General features: G+C 57.2%; 19 protein-coding genes and 1 pseudogene. 5 read left to right on the plus strand and 15 right to left on the minus strand.

Translation table 11 applies throughout. The features are described 5' to 3' along the window. Positions 1 to 25: 25 nt before the first annotated feature. Positions 26 to 337, plus strand: coding sequence for a DUF2845 domain-containing protein (locus ACM0M4_RS12520; RefSeq protein ID WP_078451190.1), 312 nt, complete (start codon positions 26 to 28; stop codon positions 335 to 337). 40 nt (positions 338 to 377) lie between these two features. On the opposite strand, the gene ACM0M4_RS12525 is transcribed toward ACM0M4_RS12520, so the two are convergent. Further along, positions 378 to 797 carry a hypothetical protein gene (locus tag ACM0M4_RS12525; protein WP_171889858.1) on the minus strand — a complete coding sequence of 140 codons (420 nt, stop codon included), beginning with the start codon at positions 795 to 797 and terminating at the stop codon, positions 378 to 380. Between the two features lie 415 nt (positions 798 to 1,212). On the opposite strand from ACM0M4_RS12525, the gene ACM0M4_RS12530 reads away from it, so the two are divergent. Further along, complete coding sequence (locus ACM0M4_RS12530; RefSeq protein WP_161789998.1) at positions 1,213 to 2,214, plus strand: endonuclease domain-containing protein; 1,002 nt, start codon at positions 1,213 to 1,215, stop codon at positions 2,212 to 2,214. A gap of 347 nt (positions 2,215 to 2,561) precedes the next feature. Here the strand turns inward: ACM0M4_RS12530 and ACM0M4_RS12535 are convergent. Together ACM0M4_RS12535 and ACM0M4_RS12540 are read right to left on the minus strand one after the other, a co-directional pair. After that, a pseudogene (locus ACM0M4_RS12535) lies at positions 2,562 to 3,716 on the minus strand (IS30 family transposase). A 445-nt stretch (positions 3,717 to 4,161) separates the two neighbouring features. Next, on the minus strand, positions 4,162 to 5,172 hold the full coding sequence (locus ACM0M4_RS12540) for a hypothetical protein (protein WP_059303338.1): 1,011 nt from the start codon (positions 5,170 to 5,172) through the stop codon (positions 4,162 to 4,164). A 367-nt stretch (positions 5,173 to 5,539) separates the two neighbouring features. Here ACM0M4_RS12540 and ACM0M4_RS12545 point away from each other — a divergent pair, with 367 nt between their 5' ends. Beyond that, complete coding sequence (locus tag ACM0M4_RS12545) at positions 5,540 to 6,910, plus strand: IS1182-like element ISCfr1 family transposase (protein ID WP_065285146.1); 1,371 nt, start codon at positions 5,540 to 5,542, stop codon at positions 6,908 to 6,910. 230 nt (positions 6,911 to 7,140) lie between these two features. Here ACM0M4_RS12545 and ACM0M4_RS12550 read toward each other — a convergent pair whose 3' ends face one another. From ACM0M4_RS12550 to ACM0M4_RS12575, 6 genes are all read right to left on the minus strand, one after another. Next, entirely contained in the window at positions 7,141 to 7,320 is a 180-nt protein-coding gene (locus ACM0M4_RS12550) for a hypothetical protein (protein WP_033992001.1), read from the minus strand. Positions 7,321 to 7,330: 10 nt separating this feature from the next. Continuing rightward, positions 7,331 to 7,525 (minus strand): carbon storage regulator CsrA, encoded by a 195-nt coding sequence (csrA, locus tag ACM0M4_RS12555; protein WP_031690900.1) that lies wholly within the window; start codon positions 7,523 to 7,525, stop codon positions 7,331 to 7,333. 57 nt (positions 7,526 to 7,582) lie between these two features. Continuing rightward, the gene (locus ACM0M4_RS12560; protein ID WP_031690901.1) at positions 7,583 to 8,506 is read right to left on the minus strand and encodes a hypothetical protein; all 924 of its coding nucleotides are present in this window, start codon (positions 8,504 to 8,506) and stop codon (positions 7,583 to 7,585) included. Between the two features lie 78 nt (positions 8,507 to 8,584). Then, on the minus strand, positions 8,585 to 9,589 hold the full coding sequence (locus ACM0M4_RS12565) for a YqaJ viral recombinase family protein (protein ID WP_049950713.1): 1,005 nt from the start codon (positions 9,587 to 9,589) through the stop codon (positions 8,585 to 8,587). Between the two features lie 80 nt (positions 9,590 to 9,669). Continuing rightward, positions 9,670 to 10,263: a DUF4339 domain-containing protein gene (locus ACM0M4_RS12570; protein ID WP_049950714.1), complete on the minus strand. Its 594-nt coding sequence runs from the start codon at positions 10,261 to 10,263 to the stop codon at positions 9,670 to 9,672. A gap of 70 nt (positions 10,264 to 10,333) precedes the next feature. Beyond that, a complete protein-coding gene (locus tag ACM0M4_RS12575) occupies positions 10,334 to 11,173 on the minus strand; it encodes a hypothetical protein (RefSeq protein WP_124101424.1) in 840 nt (279 codons plus the stop codon). Between the two features lie 146 nt (positions 11,174 to 11,319). Between ACM0M4_RS12575 and ACM0M4_RS12580 the strand changes: the two genes are divergently transcribed. Then, entirely contained in the window at positions 11,320 to 11,682 is a 363-nt protein-coding gene (locus tag ACM0M4_RS12580) for a helix-turn-helix domain-containing protein (RefSeq protein ID WP_031690905.1), read from the plus strand. Positions 11,683 to 11,726: 44 nt separating this feature from the next. Here the strand turns inward: ACM0M4_RS12580 and ACM0M4_RS12585 are convergent, their stop codons facing one another. From ACM0M4_RS12585 to ACM0M4_RS12600, 4 genes are all read right to left on the minus strand, one after another. Then, positions 11,727 to 12,695, minus strand: coding sequence for a DUF932 domain-containing protein (locus tag ACM0M4_RS12585; protein ID WP_031690906.1), 969 nt, complete (start codon positions 12,693 to 12,695; stop codon positions 11,727 to 11,729). 97 nt (positions 12,696 to 12,792) lie between these two features. Further along, entirely contained in the window at positions 12,793 to 13,062 is a 270-nt protein-coding gene (locus tag ACM0M4_RS12590; protein ID WP_172402895.1) for a hypothetical protein, read from the minus strand. A gap of 323 nt (positions 13,063 to 13,385) precedes the next feature. Then, complete coding sequence (locus ACM0M4_RS12595) at positions 13,386 to 14,384, minus strand: AraC family transcriptional regulator (RefSeq protein ID WP_033992002.1); 999 nt, start codon at positions 14,382 to 14,384, stop codon at positions 13,386 to 13,388. 98 nt (positions 14,385 to 14,482) lie between these two features. Continuing rightward, the gene (locus ACM0M4_RS12600; RefSeq protein WP_033992004.1) at positions 14,483 to 15,265 is read right to left on the minus strand and encodes an SDR family NAD(P)-dependent oxidoreductase; all 783 of its coding nucleotides are present in this window, start codon (positions 15,263 to 15,265) and stop codon (positions 14,483 to 14,485) included. Between the two features lie 287 nt (positions 15,266 to 15,552). Between ACM0M4_RS12600 and ACM0M4_RS12605 the strand changes: the two genes are divergently transcribed. After that, positions 15,553 to 15,852 (plus strand): hypothetical protein, encoded by a 300-nt coding sequence (locus ACM0M4_RS12605; protein ID WP_033992005.1) that lies wholly within the window; start codon positions 15,553 to 15,555, stop codon positions 15,850 to 15,852. Positions 15,853 to 15,894: 42 nt separating this feature from the next. On the opposite strand, the gene ACM0M4_RS12610 is transcribed toward ACM0M4_RS12605, so the two are convergent. Together ACM0M4_RS12610 and ACM0M4_RS12615 are read right to left on the minus strand one after the other, a co-directional pair. Continuing rightward, a complete protein-coding gene (locus ACM0M4_RS12610) occupies positions 15,895 to 17,142 on the minus strand; it encodes a dipeptidase (RefSeq protein WP_033992007.1) in 1,248 nt (415 codons plus the stop codon). A 1-nt stretch (position 17,143) separates the two neighbouring features. Then, complete coding sequence (locus ACM0M4_RS12615) at positions 17,144 to 19,378, minus strand: TonB-dependent receptor (protein ID WP_033992008.1); 2,235 nt, start codon at positions 19,376 to 19,378, stop codon at positions 17,144 to 17,146. Positions 19,379 to 19,419 lie beyond the last annotated feature (41 nt).

Consider the following 19,419-nt stretch of genomic DNA (forward strand, 5'->3'; position numbering starts at 1 on the left):
CGGATTATGTCTCAAGGAGTACGTTATGAGGTTTAGGGAATCTTGCACTGGTTTGTTGTTTGGCTTGCTTACTTTTGCTGCGACATCTACTCAAGCAGCCACAATGCGTTGCGGAAGTAATTTGATAAGCGAAGGCGAATTGATAGTTGATGTGATTAGAAAGTGTGGTCAGCCAGCGCAGCGTCAGGTTGTGGGCCCTGCTGTCGACGCTAATGGTTACGTAGCAAAAGGCGCTGCAACAATTGAGAATTGGGTATATGGCCCCAGCAATGGGGCATATCAATACCTGCGCTTTGTCGATGGCAGATTGGTTGAAATCCGTACTCGAATGAATTGATGGAGAGCGCAGGTACTCAGTGAGTACCTGCGAAGGGGCATTAGCCCGCAGTTCCGATGACATCCAGCAGAGTAGCGATGGGGGCGCTTTGAGCGCTTGCGACAATGATCGTCGTGTTCGCCCCAGCTTTGCTGACGGCTTGTTGAAGGTTGTTTGCCGTTAATTGCGCGCCGTTGAATGTGGCGCTGAAGAGTTTGCTAGCCCCGGCAATAGAGAGAAGTTGAAGCATGGTATTGATGTTCACTGCTTGAGCAGTGTTAACACTGATCTTGGTCTTAGTCCCCGCTGCAGTCAGCGCTTGCTGCAGGTTATCTGCTGTCAACTGCGCGCCGTTGAAGTCTGCGCTGAAGTTCTTATTGTTGCCCGCATTTTGTATGGCCTGAACGAGGGCCGTGATATTCGCCGCTTGGGCGGTGTTGACGCTGATGCCCGAGTTGGTTCTACAGATGGTGCCGGCCAATGCCTCGATGGCGCGACACCTCACTTCGTAGGCTGCGAGAAGATCGAACTAAGCACGTTGAGCCAGTAGTTATTGATTCTCCTGCCATTATTATCTATTTTTTCGAAGTCATTAATAATTGATTCAACGACATCTATTAGCGAGATAGCTTAATATGTGATATTCTCTAGTGAAAATTTAGCTAATCGAAAGTCGGGCAGAAATTCTTGCAAGCCCCGAACATACCCCGGGCCGGCCACTAAGAACTTTAACAATAGCATGGATGCTCTGCATGAATGGAAACTCTGAAAATAAACTATGGATTAGACTTGGGTTACTGGCCGTTACATTGCCACTATGCTTCATATTTCCATACGTCTTGCTCCTCACACTTATACTTGCGTGGGAAATTTTCGTAAACTTCAGATCACCCAAGATGGAAAGCGTACCGCCACCCCGAACATGGGCCGACGCGACATCTGAGGACAGCGACTGGCTCGATCTATTCCTCAAAGGCTGCGAGTCTCCGGCCGAAGAGAAATTTCTAAAGACAATGGTTAAGGAGTTCAATTTTTATCCGAAAAAAGGAGTTCTAGTCTCTCCAAGACTATCCATGCAAATTCAGTTCAAGTTTGGAAAGTATCGATTTGATTTCTTACTGAACAACAAGTACATCGTCGAGATTGATGGTGCAACATATCACTCATCCCCCGAGCAGATTGAGCGCGATCGTATCCGAGATGAATACTCTGCGGCCAATGGCTATAGTGTTCTACGGATACCGGCAAGTGTAGTTTTCAATAACTCATCCGAAGCTATCCGGCGGGTCAAGGACTTTGCTTTCGCGCCCGCCACGGCGGTAGCCCCCCCAAGCTCAAAGCCTATTTCTAGACGAAAACCTGTATCGCACTACCTCAATGACCTCACAAATGGCGTATCGAGTTTCGCTCAGAGCATCAGTGACGCAAGCTTGAAGAAGACTGCCACTTCAGATTTTAGGAATTCAATTAGCCATGAGCAGATCTTTCTCGGCGCCATGGTTAGCAAAATCGAGTCAGAAATACGCATCATGAGTCTTTCTCCTGAGGAGAGAAAGTTTCACGATGATATGTACGAAAAGCTTACGCAAGGGCATACAAAAAAAACTCTTGCAGAAACCTTTCACTGGACACCTGTTGTGCTACCAAAACCAGTTGGTAATTGCGAAGTTCAGCAACAGATCGACTCAGAGTGTGCTGATGCACTTGAAGAGCGCAACAAACGTTTTGCGGATCTGAGAGAAAGATCTGCAAATGACCCTCTGTTTTCGGTTCTGTTCTACCGATACATGAAAGAGTCGCGATTTCCAGAAATGAATCTAATACACCCAGCCCTCATATATAACGCCGATCTGAGCCTGCACCAGCACCATAGAGCTTTTCCACCCCTAGATACCTGAAATATTGGGGAAAAATTGGGACAGAAAAATGGGGAAAGGTTTATTTTTCTTGATCTAAACGTCCGCTCCTGTCCGACTTAGGCCACCCACGAACGGCTGCAATGGATTGTGGGTTAAACCGATCGTGACCGGCTCCAAACAGCCCAGCCTGTGTAAAAACGTTCTCGAAAACGATAGCTGCTCAGAAAACGAGCAAATTTCGCGTTTTCTTGCGAGTTCAGGGCGAGCCAACTGGGAAAATTTCTTCAGATTTCACGTAGCAACGTGAACCTCAAAATTGCTCGAGCGTTTTTACACAGCCTCGGCCGATAGCGGCCTGCCACCAGCGTCCGTCCACAGCTGTGGATTCAACCGATCGACGCAACAGCCTGGTTAAAACACTCGGCGGGAGTTGAGTACCCCAAGGTTTTTCTGGGTCGCTCGTTCAACTGCCGAGCGACTTTGTCCAGCGCGTCCTGCGAGTACAGCAGAGATCAGTGCCCTTCGGGAAGTACTGCCGTAGCAGGCCGTTGGTGTTTTCATTCGTCCCGCGCTGCCAAGGATTCTGTGGATCACAAAAGTAGACCTGGATATCCGTCGCCAGAGTGAATCGCTTGTGAGCAGCCATCTCCTTGCCTCGATCCCAGGTCAGGGATTGGTAGAGCTCCTGAGGCAATCGCTGAGCATTCTCGATCAGTGCATTCACCACTGTCTCGGTGTCCTTTCCATTCACTTTCACCAGCATCACATAGCGGCTGTGGCGCTCAACCAGCGTGGCGATCTGACTGTTCTTGCTGCCGCACAACAAATCGCCTTCCCAGTGTCCTGGTACTGCACGATCTTCAACGATGGCCGGCCGCTCGCTGATGGAAGTCGTATCGCTGATACGGCCATGGTTACCGGTTTTCTGGGTGTGATGACGTGACCGGCGTATAACGACTACGGCGCAGATACTCCAGTAATTCTTTCTTCAATGCGCCACGGGCCTGGATGAATAGGCTGCGGTAGATGGTCTCGTGCGACACCTGGTAGGCCACGTCCGGGTAAGTACGCTTCAACCACCCAGCAATCTGCTCGGGCGACCACTGGTTCTGAAGCTTCTCCGCAACAAGCTGCGCCAACTTTGGGGACTGGACAAGCTTGCAAAGCTTTGGGCGACGAGCCCTGTCCCATGCCGCCTGATCAGCCTGGTTGGCGCGGTAGCTTCGGCAACCACCGTTACGGTTGATCTCACGGCTGATGGTGGATGGGGCTCGCTCCAGACGCATCGCGATATGCCGAATCGACTGGCCAACGGCAAGTGCTCTCGAAATCTCCTCGCGTTCAACCAGTGTTAGCGCCAACCTGGAACGTCGTCGCGCGATTGGGCGGATGCCGCCTGTCTCCGCAAGAATCCCTTGGATCGAGGAATGGTTTCGGTCGAATAGCTGCGCAATCTGCTGGAGCGAATCACCTGCTTTCCAACGATCCCACATCAACGCCTTCTGGCTTTCGGTGTAGTAGATCCGAGGTCTTTGCTTCATCTGCAACACTCCTCCTGCTCATGCAAGGTTCAGTGTGTTGCGTTCACCGGTTGAATCCACAGCCGAAAGCGGACGGTGGCCGCTTATACAGTGAGCTGGACAGTCGAATGCTCGAAGTATCATTGGCATGTGGGAGCGTGCGAGCAATTATGCACGCCCCACACCCCTAAGCATTAGTCCCGCATGTACCCGCTGACATAGTGGTCATGGCAATCGTCGCAAACGAACCCTGACTCAACCTCATGAGTCGCCGGCTCACCACAGTCGCACGTTGCGCGGGAGATCCGGAGCGAGCTCTGACAGTCAGGGCAGCGGGGACGTTGCGGATTTAGCTCATCGTCGACTGACTCGAAATCAGCCTCGGATGTGGTGCACCCGCAGTCGAGGCACTCAAACTCTTCCTGCTCTTTGTCAGAGCTGTTGCTATCCCACATTTGAACGCCGCTCATGACCGGCCCCCTTTGAGAAAACCAGGAATACGAATTTCAGACTGTGGATCAGGATTGAACTCGGTGAAATGCTCTCTCAGGATCGAGTCGAATCCGTTTGCACGGAGTGTCTCGATGATCACAAAGCTGAGTGGTGCTACACCACGACTCGTCTGCATCACCTGGTGAGAGGCATTGCCCAGCACTTCACGAACGATTTCCTTCGAGTAGTCATCGCCGCCGTCAATAGACAGAAGCGCACACTGCGTAGCACCGTAGTAGTCGTTTTTGAAATGCAGGAACTCAGCGAGTACACGCATAGCTTCGGGCTGCTTGTTTTCGTACGCCATCAGCAGGTACTCAACACACTCAGCCTTGTAGCCACCAGCGCTCGATGCAAGGAATACACCGGCCAGGTATTGGGAGTACACATGACCTTGCTTCGCGAGCGACTTGTATTCCTTAATTGAGCTTTGAGGCGCCCAGACAGGATGGTGCAGGAAAATATCCTTGTCTGTGTGGTACTCATCGCTCATCGGGTCGTGATCAAGGTTCTCCGCGAATGCGGCCTTGAACCGGGCGATCACCTTGTTGCGAGCATCGCTGACCAGATCAGAATAAGAGCGGTCGTATTGCGATTTTGCGTAGGTGTCGAAAGCTACGCCTATCTTCGTTCCTTCAGGAGCAGCCTTCAGAGCTTCCTCGCGGAAGTCTTCGACCTTGATCTTGATGCCCTGGTGAGGAATCGAAAGCGTGAGCTGGGAGGTATCAACCGCCTTGGAAAGATGGTGGAACGGGTTCGGCTTCCCCATCATTCCCGTGATCTCAATTTGCCGCTCAGACAGTGGGGCCTGAACCCAGGCGTCCATCTTCTCTTTACGGCTTTTAGGTTCACGGTTTTCAACGCCAACCCGAGTGCCGGGCAAGATGAAGTCTTTACTGTCAAAGACCTTCTGGCGAATCGGAGGGTGATTTTCCCCTAGGATTGTCAGGGTAAATTCTTGCAGGTTTGCTGATTTCGTGTTCATGAGCACGTTCTCCAAAATTGGGGCTTTTGGACATTGTCAGGCCACTAAACAAAGTCACTTTGCCCATTTGGGAATGTGCCTCATTTACTCTGATGTACAGCTTGTTCGCTTTTACGACTGTTTGATTCCCATAGGTGGCCTATGGACATGGGGTCAGCCATGCGAGCTGAGAAATTACCCCCACTCTCCATGGCTGTCAAACGTAAACAATCGGGGGCAGGCCACGATACTGATGCTAGCGAGGCAGGAGCCTAGAGTGACTCCGTTGGCAGCAAATGACTGCTCATGGCCGATTCTGTTGAAAAAGTAGCGGCCTCTCCATACCGTTGGCAAAATTGCTCTGTCAGCGAGCGTGGGGGCGAACAGCATGATGGGGCAGTTACCGGGAGGACAGCAGCGCCTGTTCTACTCGTTCAACCTAGAAGATCACGTCCCGGCTCAACACCTCCTGCGCAGCATCGACCAGTGCCTGGATCTTAGTGATCTGCGCGCCTACCTGGCGGACTTCTATAGTCCCATCGGACGCCCCTCGATTGACCCGGAATTGATGGTGCGCATGCTGGTCGTCGGCTACTGCTATGGCATTCGTTCCGAGCGGCGATTGTGCGAAGAGGTGCACCTGAACCTGGCCTATCGCTGGTTCTGCCGGCTGGGTCTGGAAGACGAAGTCCCCAATCACTCGACCTTCTCGAAGAATCGCCATGGGCGTTTTCGTGACAGCGATCTGTTCCGCTGGTTGTTCAATGAGGTGCTGCGGCGTTGCATGGCAGCCGGCCTAGTCAAGGGCGAAGGTTTTGCCGTCGACGCTAGCATCATCAAGGCGGATGCCAGCCGGCAACGTGGGGTAGCGGGAGATGAGGTCGATTGGAACGATCCAAAGCTCAGCAGCCGCGCAGTGCGCGAGTACCTCGAAGCCCTTGATGAAGAGGCGCTGGCTGAGGCTCTTCCCAAGAAAATTTCGCTCACAGATCCTCAGTCCCGTTGGACAGCAGCGCCAGGTGGGCCGGCCTTTTTTGCCTACTCCACGAATTACCTGATCGACACTGAGCACGGTGTGATCATGGACGTGGAAGCTACCCCGGCGCACCGTACCGCCGAAGTCGATTCGACTAGGACGATGGTTGAGCGTGTCAAAGCTCAGTTCGATCTCACACCGGAACGCCTTATCGGCGATACCGCTTATGGCACCGCCCCGATGCTGGCCTGGATGGTCGAAGAAAAGGACATCGAGCCGCATGTGCCGGTGTGGGACAAGACTGAGCGCAAGGACGACAGCCTCTCCAGTAACGACTTCCACTGGAACCAGGAGGCCAATGAATACCGCTGCCCAGCCGGCAAACCACTACGCAGTGAGTGGCGCGCCTTCACCCAGAAAAGATCGCGGGTGACCAAGGCCCACACCATCATTTATCGCTCCAGCCAAACCGACTGCACTACCTGTCCGCTGAAAGCGAAATGCTGCCCCAACACGCCGAATCGGAAGATCGTCCGCAGTATCCATGAGGCTGCCCGCGATGTGGCCAGGCGCATCGCCAAGACACCGGAATACCTCGTCTCTCGCTGCGAACGAAAGAAGGTGGAGATGCTGTTCGCCCACCTCAAACGGATCATGAAACTCGATCGTTTACGACTGCGCGGCCTGACAGGTGCCACTGACGAATTCACTTTGGCGGCGGCGGTGCAGAACCTGCGACGCATGGCCAAGCTTTTGCCTCAAGGGCCACCGCTCACGGGATAGGTACGCCTGCTGAGAGCAGAAACCTTCAAATTAACCCTCAGGCCTGAGCAAGGACGCTCAGCGAAACGCCGAAAGGCAACCTGAAGTGGCTTGCAGTCACTTCGACAGCAGGCACACCTGATCGGCAGGCCGCCGCTAAACCTACTTTTTCAACAGAATCGGCCGGAAGCTGTCTGTCGATCAAAAAATAAAATTAAGTAGGAGCCCATCGGGCTCCTACTTATGACGATCTAACGCCGAGCAGCGCGCGTGCGCTTGGACGCAAGCTGAAACACAGCGAGAGTCATTACGATGACTAGCATTAACGGCCAGTAGCGCACGGCAAGAATCATCAGTGCCACTACAGCTGCGCTGCCGGCGAAGATGCTGACCAGCATAAACAGCAGACCTAGAAATTTCAGCAGCCCCATGGCAGGACTCTTAAAAGGCGGCCGGTGAAGTGTCTTGCTGCTTATCTGCGTGGATACGTTGATAGACCTCCTCTCGATGCACCGTGATGTGGGGCGGTGCGGAGACTCCGACGCGCACCTGGTTACCTCTGATGCGAAGAATGACGATCTCGATGTCATCGCCAATTCGGATCGTTTTGCCGACGCTGCGGGTGAGGCTAAGCATGGTTCGTACTCCTGAACGTGAGGGCCGGCTCTAAGCCGGGTCCAGTTCCTGTATTCGTTAATCAGTGAGTTGTTGACTGCTCGCCTTGGCACGATCGCGAAGTCGTGCCGTTAGCGTGGGGCGCGTGCAGTCGTTAGCAAGTGCGTCTGCAGTAGTCGGCGATGTGGTCGTGGTGTTTGGAGGTTCAGGAAAGAGTTCTTCCACTATGGCTTCTCCTTCTTCTTCGCTCTCCTCGAAGGCGCCGTTGGCGAAGCCCAATCGCGCCGCTGCGTCCAGAGCGTTCTGGTCAAATCCAGACTGCTTTCGTGCCTCTTCGATTTCTCGAGCATGCTGCAGGGCCTGATCCATCGACATGCCACTACGCACGGTGATATCGACGTAGAAGATTGGCAGCCCATGGCTCTGCTGCGTGGACTTGCCTCGCACGTGCAACTCCAATGGAAGGCAGGCCAAGCGATCCCCAGAAATAGCCTGGAGATACTGCAGGCGCGCTGCCAACGTACGGATGCTGTTGAAGCCGGTTGTACGGAATACGAAGCTGCCCAGCGTGTCCTCATCGCCTATGGCTACATTGAGTCGACCATACGGCTTACAGGCTCCTCCTATGGCTAGTGGGCAGCCGTCGGGCGAAGGGCAGGGGAGAGAGTCAATTCCCTCTTTGCTGCGACGTTTACAGCTCTCTCCATTACCGACGCACAAGGGGCGGCCCGTCTGCCTATCGAACAGGCAGTACTCGGCACGAAAGTTGAGATCAGGGGCGTTGAACAGCAGACGAACCGGAATGCTTCGAATTTTGCCGCCTTGAGCTTTGCGAAGCTCCTCGTCGATGGGGTGCATTAGCCAGTTGTCGCGCACCTGGATCTGCGAGGTGATGGTGAATTGATCGTCCTTTTCCGGCAGGCGCTTGCCGTTTTTCTCGACGACCTTACCGATGGAAATCCGCCCGAGCACCGGCGGGGTAATGGCCAAGCCTTTGAGCATTGGTGGTTCTCCAGTGGGGGAATAAAAAAGGCCACCCTGGCGCGGAAAGCACCAGGGTGGCCAATGGGGGAATCGAGCTCAGAGAATCAGGAACCGGCGGCTGCCGATTTTCGTGGTGGGGTAGCGTGCGAGTAGGTAGGGCTTCTCTTTAAGCAGTTGGGATACATCGAGCGTTACGCTGTCTTTGGCCTTGCGCCAGGACACCGTGCCGTTAGCGAAGACTGCTCGACTTGCATCTCCCATGGCTTGCTGCAGTTGCTGCTTCAGCTCCGCCTCGCGTTTGCTCTGCCGCTCGAGGGTGGCGCGTACAGATTTCAACTCTTCGAACGCGGCTGACAGAGCGACATCCTCAGAGAAGTCCAGCGTGCGCCCCTGATCCTGGGGGTACAGGAAGCGCAGAGCACGGTCCGCTGACTCTGACCCATCTGCTGGTGGTGGGGTGTCACGTTGAACGTAGCCCCAGAACTCCTTCTCCAATTCGATCAGCCAATGGATGAGTTCGTCATCGCGCTCGATACGGTGAATCTCCAAGTGCTGCCCGCCGAGCAGCACGGCGACATCTGCCGCCTGCTTCCCTGTGACCGCCAGCTGGTGCATCACCTGCAGTTGCACATAGACCGGTACGCCTTCTTTCCAGAGGCGCGCTCCATTGATGCCGGCGGTTTTGCACTCGAGGATCTGCACGTCCTCCGCGCCGATAACTTCGCGATCAACGTTGGCCAACATCCAGTCGAGCTTGGCGTCGGAATGCTGCAGTACGGCATTGATACGGCGTACGCGATTGCCGGTGCGTTGGGTGTAGTGTCTCGCGACGATCGACTCGAGGATGTTGCCCCAGTAGGTCGGACTTTCCTCATCGTTCACATCGCTCTTGGGCAAGCCAGAGTCACGCCCTGTTTTCTCCAACCACAATTCCAGTTGCGATTTGTAGGGGTTGAGACCTACGGCAGCCGCTGCATCCGAGCTTCCAATTCCGCGTTTGCGAACAGCAAGCCAGTCATCGCGAGACAAATCCTTGGTGCTAACCAGGCGCAGGGCAGGGCGTGGGGGTTCTTCACTGGGGGTGAAATAGACATGGGCCATATGAGCCTCCGGGCATAAAAAAGCCCGGCGGGTTTTCACCGGCCGGGCGTGCTTTGGGAGTGGAATTTGGCGCGTAAGGCTTAGCCCTGATGAGCACCAATGCTGATGAAGAAGCAGACGATCCAGGTGATGAAGTAGGCGAGGTTCTGGTTCAGCAGCTTGGATCGCTGATACAGATAGACCGGGACCACGAATACCCAGCCTTTGAAGCGGCTGACGTCATAGCCGGCTTGCTTGAGTCGTTTGGAGTCGAGCACCGACAAGGCGATGTTCAACGCGAGGGTGACGTACCAATAGCGGTTCTCCGACATGGCTCGTTCCCACTGCGCTTCATTCGCGCCGAACAGGCCAGCGATAAAAGACTCCAGTAGGTAGCCAATGATCGGAGCGAAGGCGATCAGCCAGGCAATCTTGTTGTTCACGCCGGAGCCGGTGAGGGGCGGCGGCCCAAACTCGTCCAGGTGCTGGCGAAGCTCGGTTTGCTCGATCTTGGCCCATGCGGTCATGCCTTTTTTCCAAACCATCGAGCCGTGGGTCAGCGTTCCACTGCGAATCAGGTCGATGATTTGCTGCTGATCGAAGCCGCCTTTGCGTTCTCCGTTTTGTTCGTAGTGCCATTGCTTGCCGGTCGAGTCGATGCCGGTGGATTGGGCGTTATCAAAACTGGTGCTCATGACATTTCCTTAGGGTGAGCGAGCTCGCTGCAGAAGCTGGCTTCCACAGTGCTTTGGGGGATTTAGGGGGTTATTTCTTAGGGAGCATGTCGGCATTCACGCCGATCTGATGGCCGTTCTTGTCGTAGCACATGGGCAGGGAGTCGCAGTTCCCTCCTTTGGCTGCCACATCCGCTTCGTTGACGGCCGGAATGCCAATAACTGGCAGGCTGGCCAGTTTCACAGTGACAAGGCCCAAGGCCGTATCGACGGTGCAGTAGTCGCTGTCGTTGATAGGGCAGACGGCATGGAATTTTTCACCAGGCTCTCGCTTGCCTAGAGAGTTGGCGGTCTGACGTTTCCCGTTGAAGCCGGGGCCCGTGCCATTGGCATAGGAAACCGGGTTGCCGGCCGTGTCGACTCCCATGTACCAACCTGCCGCGACGACATAGTTCCCCTTGGGCGCGCTGCCATAGAAATCCTTGCCCAAGGCGCAGATTCCATCATCACCACAGGTGACCGGCTTGAAGCCAGAGACGAACCGCACCTCACCATTGGGCATGACGAGGCGAGCGACTTTAGGAGCATCGAGCGGCAAGCATGTGCTGGCCGGCCCCTCCGCGGCAGTGAATAGACCGTCAAATGGCGAGTTTTTCAGGTTCCACGGCTTCGAACAGGGCATGACGTTGTTAGCTGCTTGAGTGGCCGTTGCTGCTGTAGCCAAAAGCATGGCTACGAGTACTGCGATTTTCATGGGTTTCCCTCTCTGAATTTTCCCTGCTGGATGGATCTGTTGTGGGAGAGATGGCTTGTCGCCCGCCAGACGAATTCTTTTCGTCGAAACCGTCAGGCCAAGCGCCAGCCCCTCGCTTACGGCTAGTTCAATGATTTGTTGTTGATGGCGTGTGTCCGGGGGCAACTCTCTCTGCAATCCGGCCGTTCTTCCAAGCCTCCTGTTCCACGCATGAATGTGCCCTCATTGGGGGTAAAATAGGCCAAGTTGGTTGATGTTCGGTCTTTCTGGCTCTTCCTGTCAAATGGGGTGTTGTCCAACCATTCGGGGTGAGTGGAGGGGCTATGAATAACGATGAAGACTTGCAACGACTAGCAGTGCTAACAGGGCAGGCGATTGCGAGGCACAGAAAGCGGAAGGGGTTGACTCAGGATGATGTCGCTGAGCTGCTCGGTATAGGCAATGAGGCGGTATCTCGGATTGAGCGCGGGCTGAGAAAGCCCAACATTGAGCGCCTTATTGAGTTCGCTACCATCTTCGAATGCGAATTGTCGGAGCTACTGACCGAGGCGAGCCCTCGTGCAGTCGAGCAAGCAGGACGCATCCATGATTTGTTGGAGCCGTTGGCGGCAGAGGATCGCCAGTTGTTGCTAGAGACAATCGAACGATTAGCTACCAGGCTGAAGCCTCCAAAGAAAAAGCGCTGAACCCGGGATCGGAGTCATCGCTTTTTCTGGCCGTATCTACTTAGTCAGGCTGCAAGCGCCAGAGCAGCATCCAACGCCTTCTGCTTGATCACCGCACCCTGACCAAACCACGCTGAGTCCATGCGGTACTCATTGCTGCGAGCGCGGCGCTCGTGATCAACGTACTCAGTAACTGCATTTAACAGTCCCCATGCAGTGCCGTTCGCTGCCTCCAGCTGCGAGCCACGTCCGCGGCCTTCATACAAGCTCTGCACTTTGCGCATGGCGCGCTCGTTGACCAGCTTTTCTGGAATTTCGCTGCTGAGGGACGTGTCGCACATCACCCCCATGAAGTAGTTCAGTGCCTCGTTCGACCGCACTTTGCGATCGGCCAGGATGCGCATGCGATACATGAACTCGTCCCATTGCGAGACTGCGATGCCCAGTTGCTTCTTCACAGCCTGAGCGTCGAAGCGGGTGCTGTGCGGGACTTTGATCGCTCGGGTGGCGCCGTCGACGGCGATGGTGAGGGTGTTGTTGCACACGACCCGCACAGTTGTCGGAGTTGCAGTGGTAGCCAGAGTCCCGTCGCAGGACGTAGCCAACAGCAGATAACCGTTAACCAGGTCGTTGCCCTTCAGCGAGGTGTTCTGTCCGGTGCGAGCCAGTGCCCAAAACTTACGACCGCCTTTGAGCACGCCGGCGGTTTCAAGCTCGTAGCCGGAGACTTGTGTGAGGTCCCGGTAGAACTCCAGCACCTCTCGCGGTTGCACGACTTGGTAGCGTTGAGAGACGACCGAGAGTGGCGCTTTGGTGTCGGAGCGATAGAGCACCTTCTGCTCAGGGAAGGAGTGGATGCTGCCGAGGTGGCCAGCGGCGTCTGATTTGAAGTGAACGGGGCTTTCCTGGATCTGCCAGTCCATTCCAGCTTCACGCTGCCAGACCTCCAGCGGTTGTCGCTGAGATAAGCGGTTACCCAGACCGTGCCAGGGAGTTGCGCCGACATAAGCCATGCTTTCTACAAGATGAGCCATGATGAGTTTCCTTTGGGCAATAGCCGGCATAAAGCGCTGCGTCATGCGCAGCACCGGCGGGAGGATTAAGAGGGTTGAATTGGGAAGAGGCGGCCGATCAGATCGGTAGGTTGAAGCGAATACCGCAGGTCAGGCAGATGTTGTTGGCTAGCGCATAGCGATCGAGCTGCTCACCGACTTGGGCGCCGAATGTGCAGCCACTGATGGCGCCGGCCAGAGCTCCGAGGATGGCACCGGATAATGATCCGAGAGAGATGCTTAGCTGGCTGACATGGGGGCTGGCTAAGCTGACTCGACTCGCTGCTAGCGCAGCTGAGGCGCCACGAGCCGCGCCACAGAGAGTTCCGGCAATGATGCCGAACTTCATGGCGGGATTTGCAGATGCGATCCTGAGCGAGCGGCAGCGAGGGCAATGCAATGACATGGTCGGGAAGTCTCCTGGTGGTATGTCATTGCAGTGATGTAGGACTGAGATTTTTTTGAGTGAGATCTTTGCTCGATTTGGGCTCAGATAAGTGAAGTCTGATATCAGAACATGATCTGACTTGGCTTGGATCTCTTAGTCGTATTCGAACGAGCGGGTGAATCGCCACGGATTTTGCAGACACCAGATGACCGCTTTTGGCCGTTAGTTGTCCCGCTGAACCAGGCGTCCCCAAGCGAGCCGAAACAGACACCGCGCTGTTGCTTTTAATGGTAGTGCTGGTTTCGGTATTCCCCGGGAGTCATGCCCGTCCAGGACTTGAAGGCCCGCAGGAATGAATTGGCATCCTGGAAGCCAATGAGAAAGGAGATTTCTCCTGGAGAAATGGTCGAGCGGGAGAGGTAGTGGCGGGCCAGGCTTGCCCGAGTGTCATCCAGCACCTCCTGGTAGCTCAGGGCCTCGTCCGCCAGGTGGCGTTGCAGTGAGCGTTTGCTCATCGCCAGACGCTCGGAGATATCCTGGATGCTGCTCCGGCCGCTGGGCAACATGTCCAGCAGTGCACTGCGCACCCGTTCGCGCGTGCTGGCTCCGCTCTCCAACATCGACAGCCTCGTCTGCAGTTCCGGCTCGAAGAACTGCCACATGGAGACGTTCTCCGTGAGAAACGGGCGGGTCGCATCCTCTGCCGAGAAGCGAATTCGGTTTCGCCTGCCTCGCTCCAGACGACACCCGAGGAACTCTTCGCAAGGCTGAGACTGCCCCGGTAGCGCCACCAGCTCCGCCTCTATTGGAACGATGTTCTGCCGCGTGGCAAGACGCGCCAGGTGGGTGAGGAATACCAGCTCCATGGCGCAGAGGCTACGCGGCAGCGGGCGGTCATAACCGTAGCATTCGATGAAGACCTCCGTGTGCGTGTCGCGAACGTAGACGTCCAGCGCCAGGGGGCCGCAAAGTCGCTTGTATTGGGCAAGCCGAGTGAGGGCGATATTGAGATTCGGGCTGCACAGGCAGGCGAAAAGAGACGGATCGAAAGCCTCTACCGAAATGGCGCCGCCAAGACGCAGAGGCAGCTGCGATTCGCCGACCAACTGTTCGAGGCCAACAAAAAGCCGGAAATATTCAGGCGGGGATAACGTTGCATCCTTGCGGCTGAACAGGTCGGCGGGTAGCTCGGCCAGGGTCAGCAGATCTCCGGCGGCTATTCCCAGATCGGCGGCAATCAGTTTCCATCCGGGATGCACGGCAAAATGCCTGGCTTGCTTCATGGTCGAGATGTCCCTTGGAGTCGGGTTGCTGGCGGGCACTGGGAGATCTGGGCGGCAGATCAGCGGGCCGGCTTGAGCGTCCGGCACCCGAGCCTGGCTCAGGATGTCTTCTCCATCGCCTGACGCGACACTTTGAGCACCGTTCTACGAGGCAACAGAGGAACGATCCAGTCGAGCATGAGCCGCAACTTGCATTCGTTGAAGGCTACCAGCTCACCTCGTTCCATCGCCTTGTATCCGCACTGCGCCACGGACTCCGCCGTCCTGGCATTCTTCCAGACATCGACGCCCTGGAGGTCACCCGCCGCGACGAACCCGGTTGCTACCGCACCCGGACACAATACCGTGGCCGTCACGCCGTATTCCCTTACCTCCTCGGCGATGGCCTGGGTGAACGAGGTGACGTAGGCCTTGGTTGCGTAGTACACCGCCTGCAGCGGGCCGGGCATGAACGATGCGGTCGATGAGACATTCAGGATGCGCCCGCGCCTGCGCGTAATCATGCCCTTGAGGTAATGATGCGTCAGCGAAGTAAGGGTCGTCATGTTCACCTGCATCATGGCCTCGTCAGCGCGCAGGTCGCGTTCGACGAACTTTCCGTGCCCGCCGAAGCCTGCGTTGTTGATCAGGACATCGATGGCTAATCCCAGGGACTCAGTGGCGCGGAAGATGCGATCCGCTGCGCCGGGATCGGCCAGATCTTCCGCGATGACATAAGTTTTCACGCCGTGTTGTGCCTGGAGTTCTCGCTCTATGGCCTCCAGCTTGTCGCGCGAACGCGCCACCAGCACGACATCGCCGCCCTTGCCTGCATGGATGCGCGCCAGTTCCAGTCCGATACCGCTCGAGGCTCCGGTAATCAATGCAGTCCGGGATTCCATGACATCTCCTGCTTTAGGTTCAAACCAATGGGGTAGGGAGATGCTAAGGGGCGCTTGGCACCGCGGCACTAGCGCATCGCGCCAGTTCTAATTCCGATCATGCCAATCTGCCGGAACTACTCAAGATGACTGTTGCGAGGGACTATGGGCAATCGGCAGCGCGGAAACGTTGCTTTGCGCAGGGGCAGCTACCGACCCATAGCGGCCATTAGCTTCTGCCTGTCTACGAGTTTGTACCTCCTTTCGAAATTCGTTGCGCACAATCGTTTCAATGAGCGGGATCTTCTATGCAGACTGACCAGACCAGGCTACTCGCCCTCGCATTGCTTGAGATCAGGACGCTGCTTGCTGATTATTTGGGCGGCGAAGCAGATGCTCCAATGTGCGTTCGTGTTGCGGCACATATGGCCTATGCCCTCCACAACGAGGCGGAGGCTGCATACAGAAACGCCGACTATCAGCTCGACCACGCGATCCGGAAAATCGCAGCGATCGATGAACTACTTGGCGTTTCGGATGGCGCCGCGTTGCTGAGTAGATTTGAAATCGAGGCGACACTCATTCCACGTGGCTCTCCACCTAGTTGACCGCTCCTGGCTTTCAGCCATCTCCGTGCCCCCGTACGATCACTAACCGCCTGCACAATTTTCTACTGCTGCTGGATTCGCGGCCCTTTGCGCCTGGTCGAGGACGCGAAGCAGATTGCCGCCCCATATGTTGGCGAGATCCTGTTCTGAGTAGCCCGCGTCCACAAGCCGCTGGGTAATCCTTGGCAATTGACTGACGTCCTCGAGGCCTGTGACACCGCCGCCACCATCCCAGTCGGCGCCTATGCCGACGTGCTCCGGTCCGACCACCTGGAGGATGTGCAGCAGGTGCTTCATGAACACCTCGAAATCCGCACGCGGATGCTGGTACTTGCGATCCACCTCGCGGATGTCGGCGTAAAGTTGCTGAACCTGCTCAGGGCTCAGGGCAGCCATGTTGCGATAGCGCGCGTAGAACTGCAGGCGGGCACGTTCGCGCTCCGGTTCTGCCTTCAGTGGGATGAGGTAGTCGCTGTAGGTGTTTACTTGAACGACTCCACCCTTGGCCGCCAGGCGGCGAAGCCTTTCATCATCGAGGTTGCGCGGATGGCGATTGACCGCGCGACTGCTGGAGTGGGAAGCGATCAGCGGGGCGGGGGACAGCTCCAGCAACTGGTCGAAGACAGCGTCAGAGGCGTGCGAGACATCCAGCAGCAAGCCAAGCTGTGCGGCCCGCTGAGCCAGCTCTCGCCCCCTGGGGCTGAGGCCACGCCATTCGGGCAGGGCGGTTGCCGAGTCGGCCAGGTCGTTATTGGCGAAATGCACCAGCCCGAGCATTCGCAATCCTCCCCGATAGTAGGTGCATAGCAGCGCGGGGTCCGAGCTGAGCGGGTCGGCGTTCTCCATGCTGATGAAAACCACGCGCTGGCCCTGTTCGGCAATCGCGCGGGCCTGCGCGGAGGTCCTGGCCAGTCCGAATTCAGCGGGATGCCGCTCGACCAGATCATGAATCCGGGTAAGCGTTGCCAGGCCGTAGGCACTCGCTTGGGCGCGCCCCTCATCGGTCCTTGCGCCCTGAGGGGTGTAGATCGCCCAGAAGCCGCCATCGAGTCCGCCTTCCTGCATGCGGGGCAGGTCGACCTGGCTGCCGTCGCCGAGCGTGCTGTGGCGTTGCAGGATGTTCCAGCCGGGTCGGGAGAGCTGGATGGGGGTGTCCAGGTGGCTGTCCAGCACCAGAAGTCGCTGGTGCAAGGCGAGCGTCTGCGCCGAGACCTCCTCCTGCGCCTGGGCACCAGGCGCGGAACCGTTGAGCAGCAGAGCGACAACGATCAGACGAAGGAAATTCTGCATGTCAGAACTCCGCGCTGAGGGTGGTCTGGAAACTGCGGGGCGGCCCTGGCCGGAACAGCGCCGGACCGTCAGGACTGGTGAGGATGAATCCGAGGTAGTTCTTGTCGAAAAGGTTGTCGACGTTGAAACGCAGCTTGACGCTCTTCAACGGCCCGCCCGCCCACTGTTTCCCGCCGAAATCGAGATAGGCGCTGTACAGCGTGTAGCCGCCGATCGACTCGGTGTTGGTGAAGTTGCTGTACCGCGAGTCGATGTAGCGCGCGGTGAGATTGCCCACCGCCCACGGCGAGAACTCGTAGGTCGCGCCGGCCTGAGCAAGCCAGCGCGGGCTGTCGGGGAGGGAGTGGCCGCTGAGCTTCAGGCCGCCGGCGTCATCCTTGAAGTGGGCGACGTTGTAGGTGACGTTGCCGTTGATGACCAGCCCCTGGCCGGGAATCGGTGGCTTCCATTGGCCGCTGAGCTCGCTGCCGTATGCCACGGCCCGCCCGACGTTCTGGTAGTAGGTCTCCGCCTGGCTGCTGCCGGGAACTGGAGCCGCGAAGGCCTGCAAGCGATTGTCGAACTCCGTCCTGTAGAGCGCCAGCGAGGCGTTCAGGGTCGGTCGATTGAAGCGATACCCGACTTCGTAGTTCTTCGACCGCTCGGCTTCCGGTGCCGGGACATTCGGGCTGGCGGCTCGGTAGACATCGTCGGCGCCCCTGGGCAGGGCCATGTTCTCCGAGTAGGAGGCGAATAGCTGGGAACGCCCATCCAGGTCGTAGACCAGCCCCGCCTGTGGCAGGAAGTCGTCATTCCACGAGGTCGACAGACGCGGCTGGCGACCGGCAATGTAATCGCCGGCGTTGCGATAGCCCGCCATTTCGTAGTCCAGGTCCAGGCGCTTGAAGCCGTACTGCAGGCGAAGGCGATCGTCGAGCAGCGACCAGGTGTCCTTCAGGTCGAGCTGCAGGGAATCACGGGTGGAGGTGAAGTCGCCCTGCAGGTGGACGGGCTGATCCAGCAGCGGCTGCCCGGCGGGGCTGCCGTCCGTGAGGTTGTAGCGCGCCTGCAGGCGGTTGAACACGTCCTTCTCGACCCAGGCGCCCGCCTCCAGGAAGTGATCGCCAAGCTGCCACTGCAGCGCCTGGGAAAGCCCGTAGCGGTGGCCGCTGATTTTCGACAATCCATATTGCACACCAAGCGGCGCGTACAACCCCGGTACGCTGCCGGCCTCCGCGTTGTGCAGTTTGGCGGAGGTCGCGTAGGCTTCTGGCGATACCCCGTATCCGCGCTTTCCCTCGTAGTAGAGGCTGGTAACGCTGCGCAGGTCCGGCGTCAGGGCGAAACTCCCGCGTAGGGTGGTCAGGTTGTCGCGTCGCTGGTTGATCGCCTGCTTGTAGTACTGGTTGTAAGCGGTGTTGCTGTAGGGGACGCCGGGAGTTGTCTGTGGCAAGGGCGGCAGGTAGTCGATATAGGCAAAGTCCCGCCCGGAGCGGCCGAAGGGGTCCGCGGCCGAGCCCTGGTACTGGGCCAGGGTGACATAGGGCGAATCGTAGTCATAGAAGTCGTTGTAGATGCTGCGCAGGCTTAGCTCGTGACCTGCGCCAAAGCGATATCGGACCTTGGTTTCGACATGCTCGCGATCGATGGTCCCGGGCCCCCGCCAAAGGTCGCCATCGATCTTGGAGCGCGAGACGTACGCCGACAATCCCTCGTGTTCTCCGCTTTCGAGCTTCACGAAGCTACGCCGCAGGGCATCGCTGCCGAGGCTGTAGGAGGTGCTGATGCCGGCCTCGGTCGCGGGCATCAGGGTTTGATAGTCGACGTAGGGGCCCAGCGATGCGTAGCCTGGCTGGGAGACGTCGCCGGCGCCAGTGGAGGCTGTCACTCGCTCGGTGTTCTCGTTGTCCACGTAGCGATAGATGGGGCTGCCGCCGAACTGGTCGCTGCGCCCCAGCGGCACTCCGTCGATGGAGAAGCCGATCTGCTGGAAGTTGAACGCGCGGACGAACACCGAATTGCCGAACTCGTAGAGCCCCAGGGGATCGTTCACCTGCACGTTGAAGCCCGCCAGCGACTCGAGCATCTTCAGGCCGGATGTCCCCGCGGGGGCGGAAAGCAAGGCCTGGTGGGAAATGGACTGCGTACTGGTGATGTGGTCGACGCCGGTAGCCAGGCTCGCTTCGGTCACGCGCGCTCCGACCACCTCGACCTTTTCCAGCCGGGCATCGCCATCCTCGGCGTGCGCCGCAGCCAAGGGTAATCCGCAGAGAAGCACACCCCTGAGCAGGGAGCAGG

This window comes from Pseudomonas sp. 18-147 (assembly GCF_051048045.1).
GTDB classification, from domain to species: Bacteria; Pseudomonadota; Gammaproteobacteria; order Pseudomonadales; family Pseudomonadaceae; genus Pseudomonas; species Pseudomonas aeruginosa.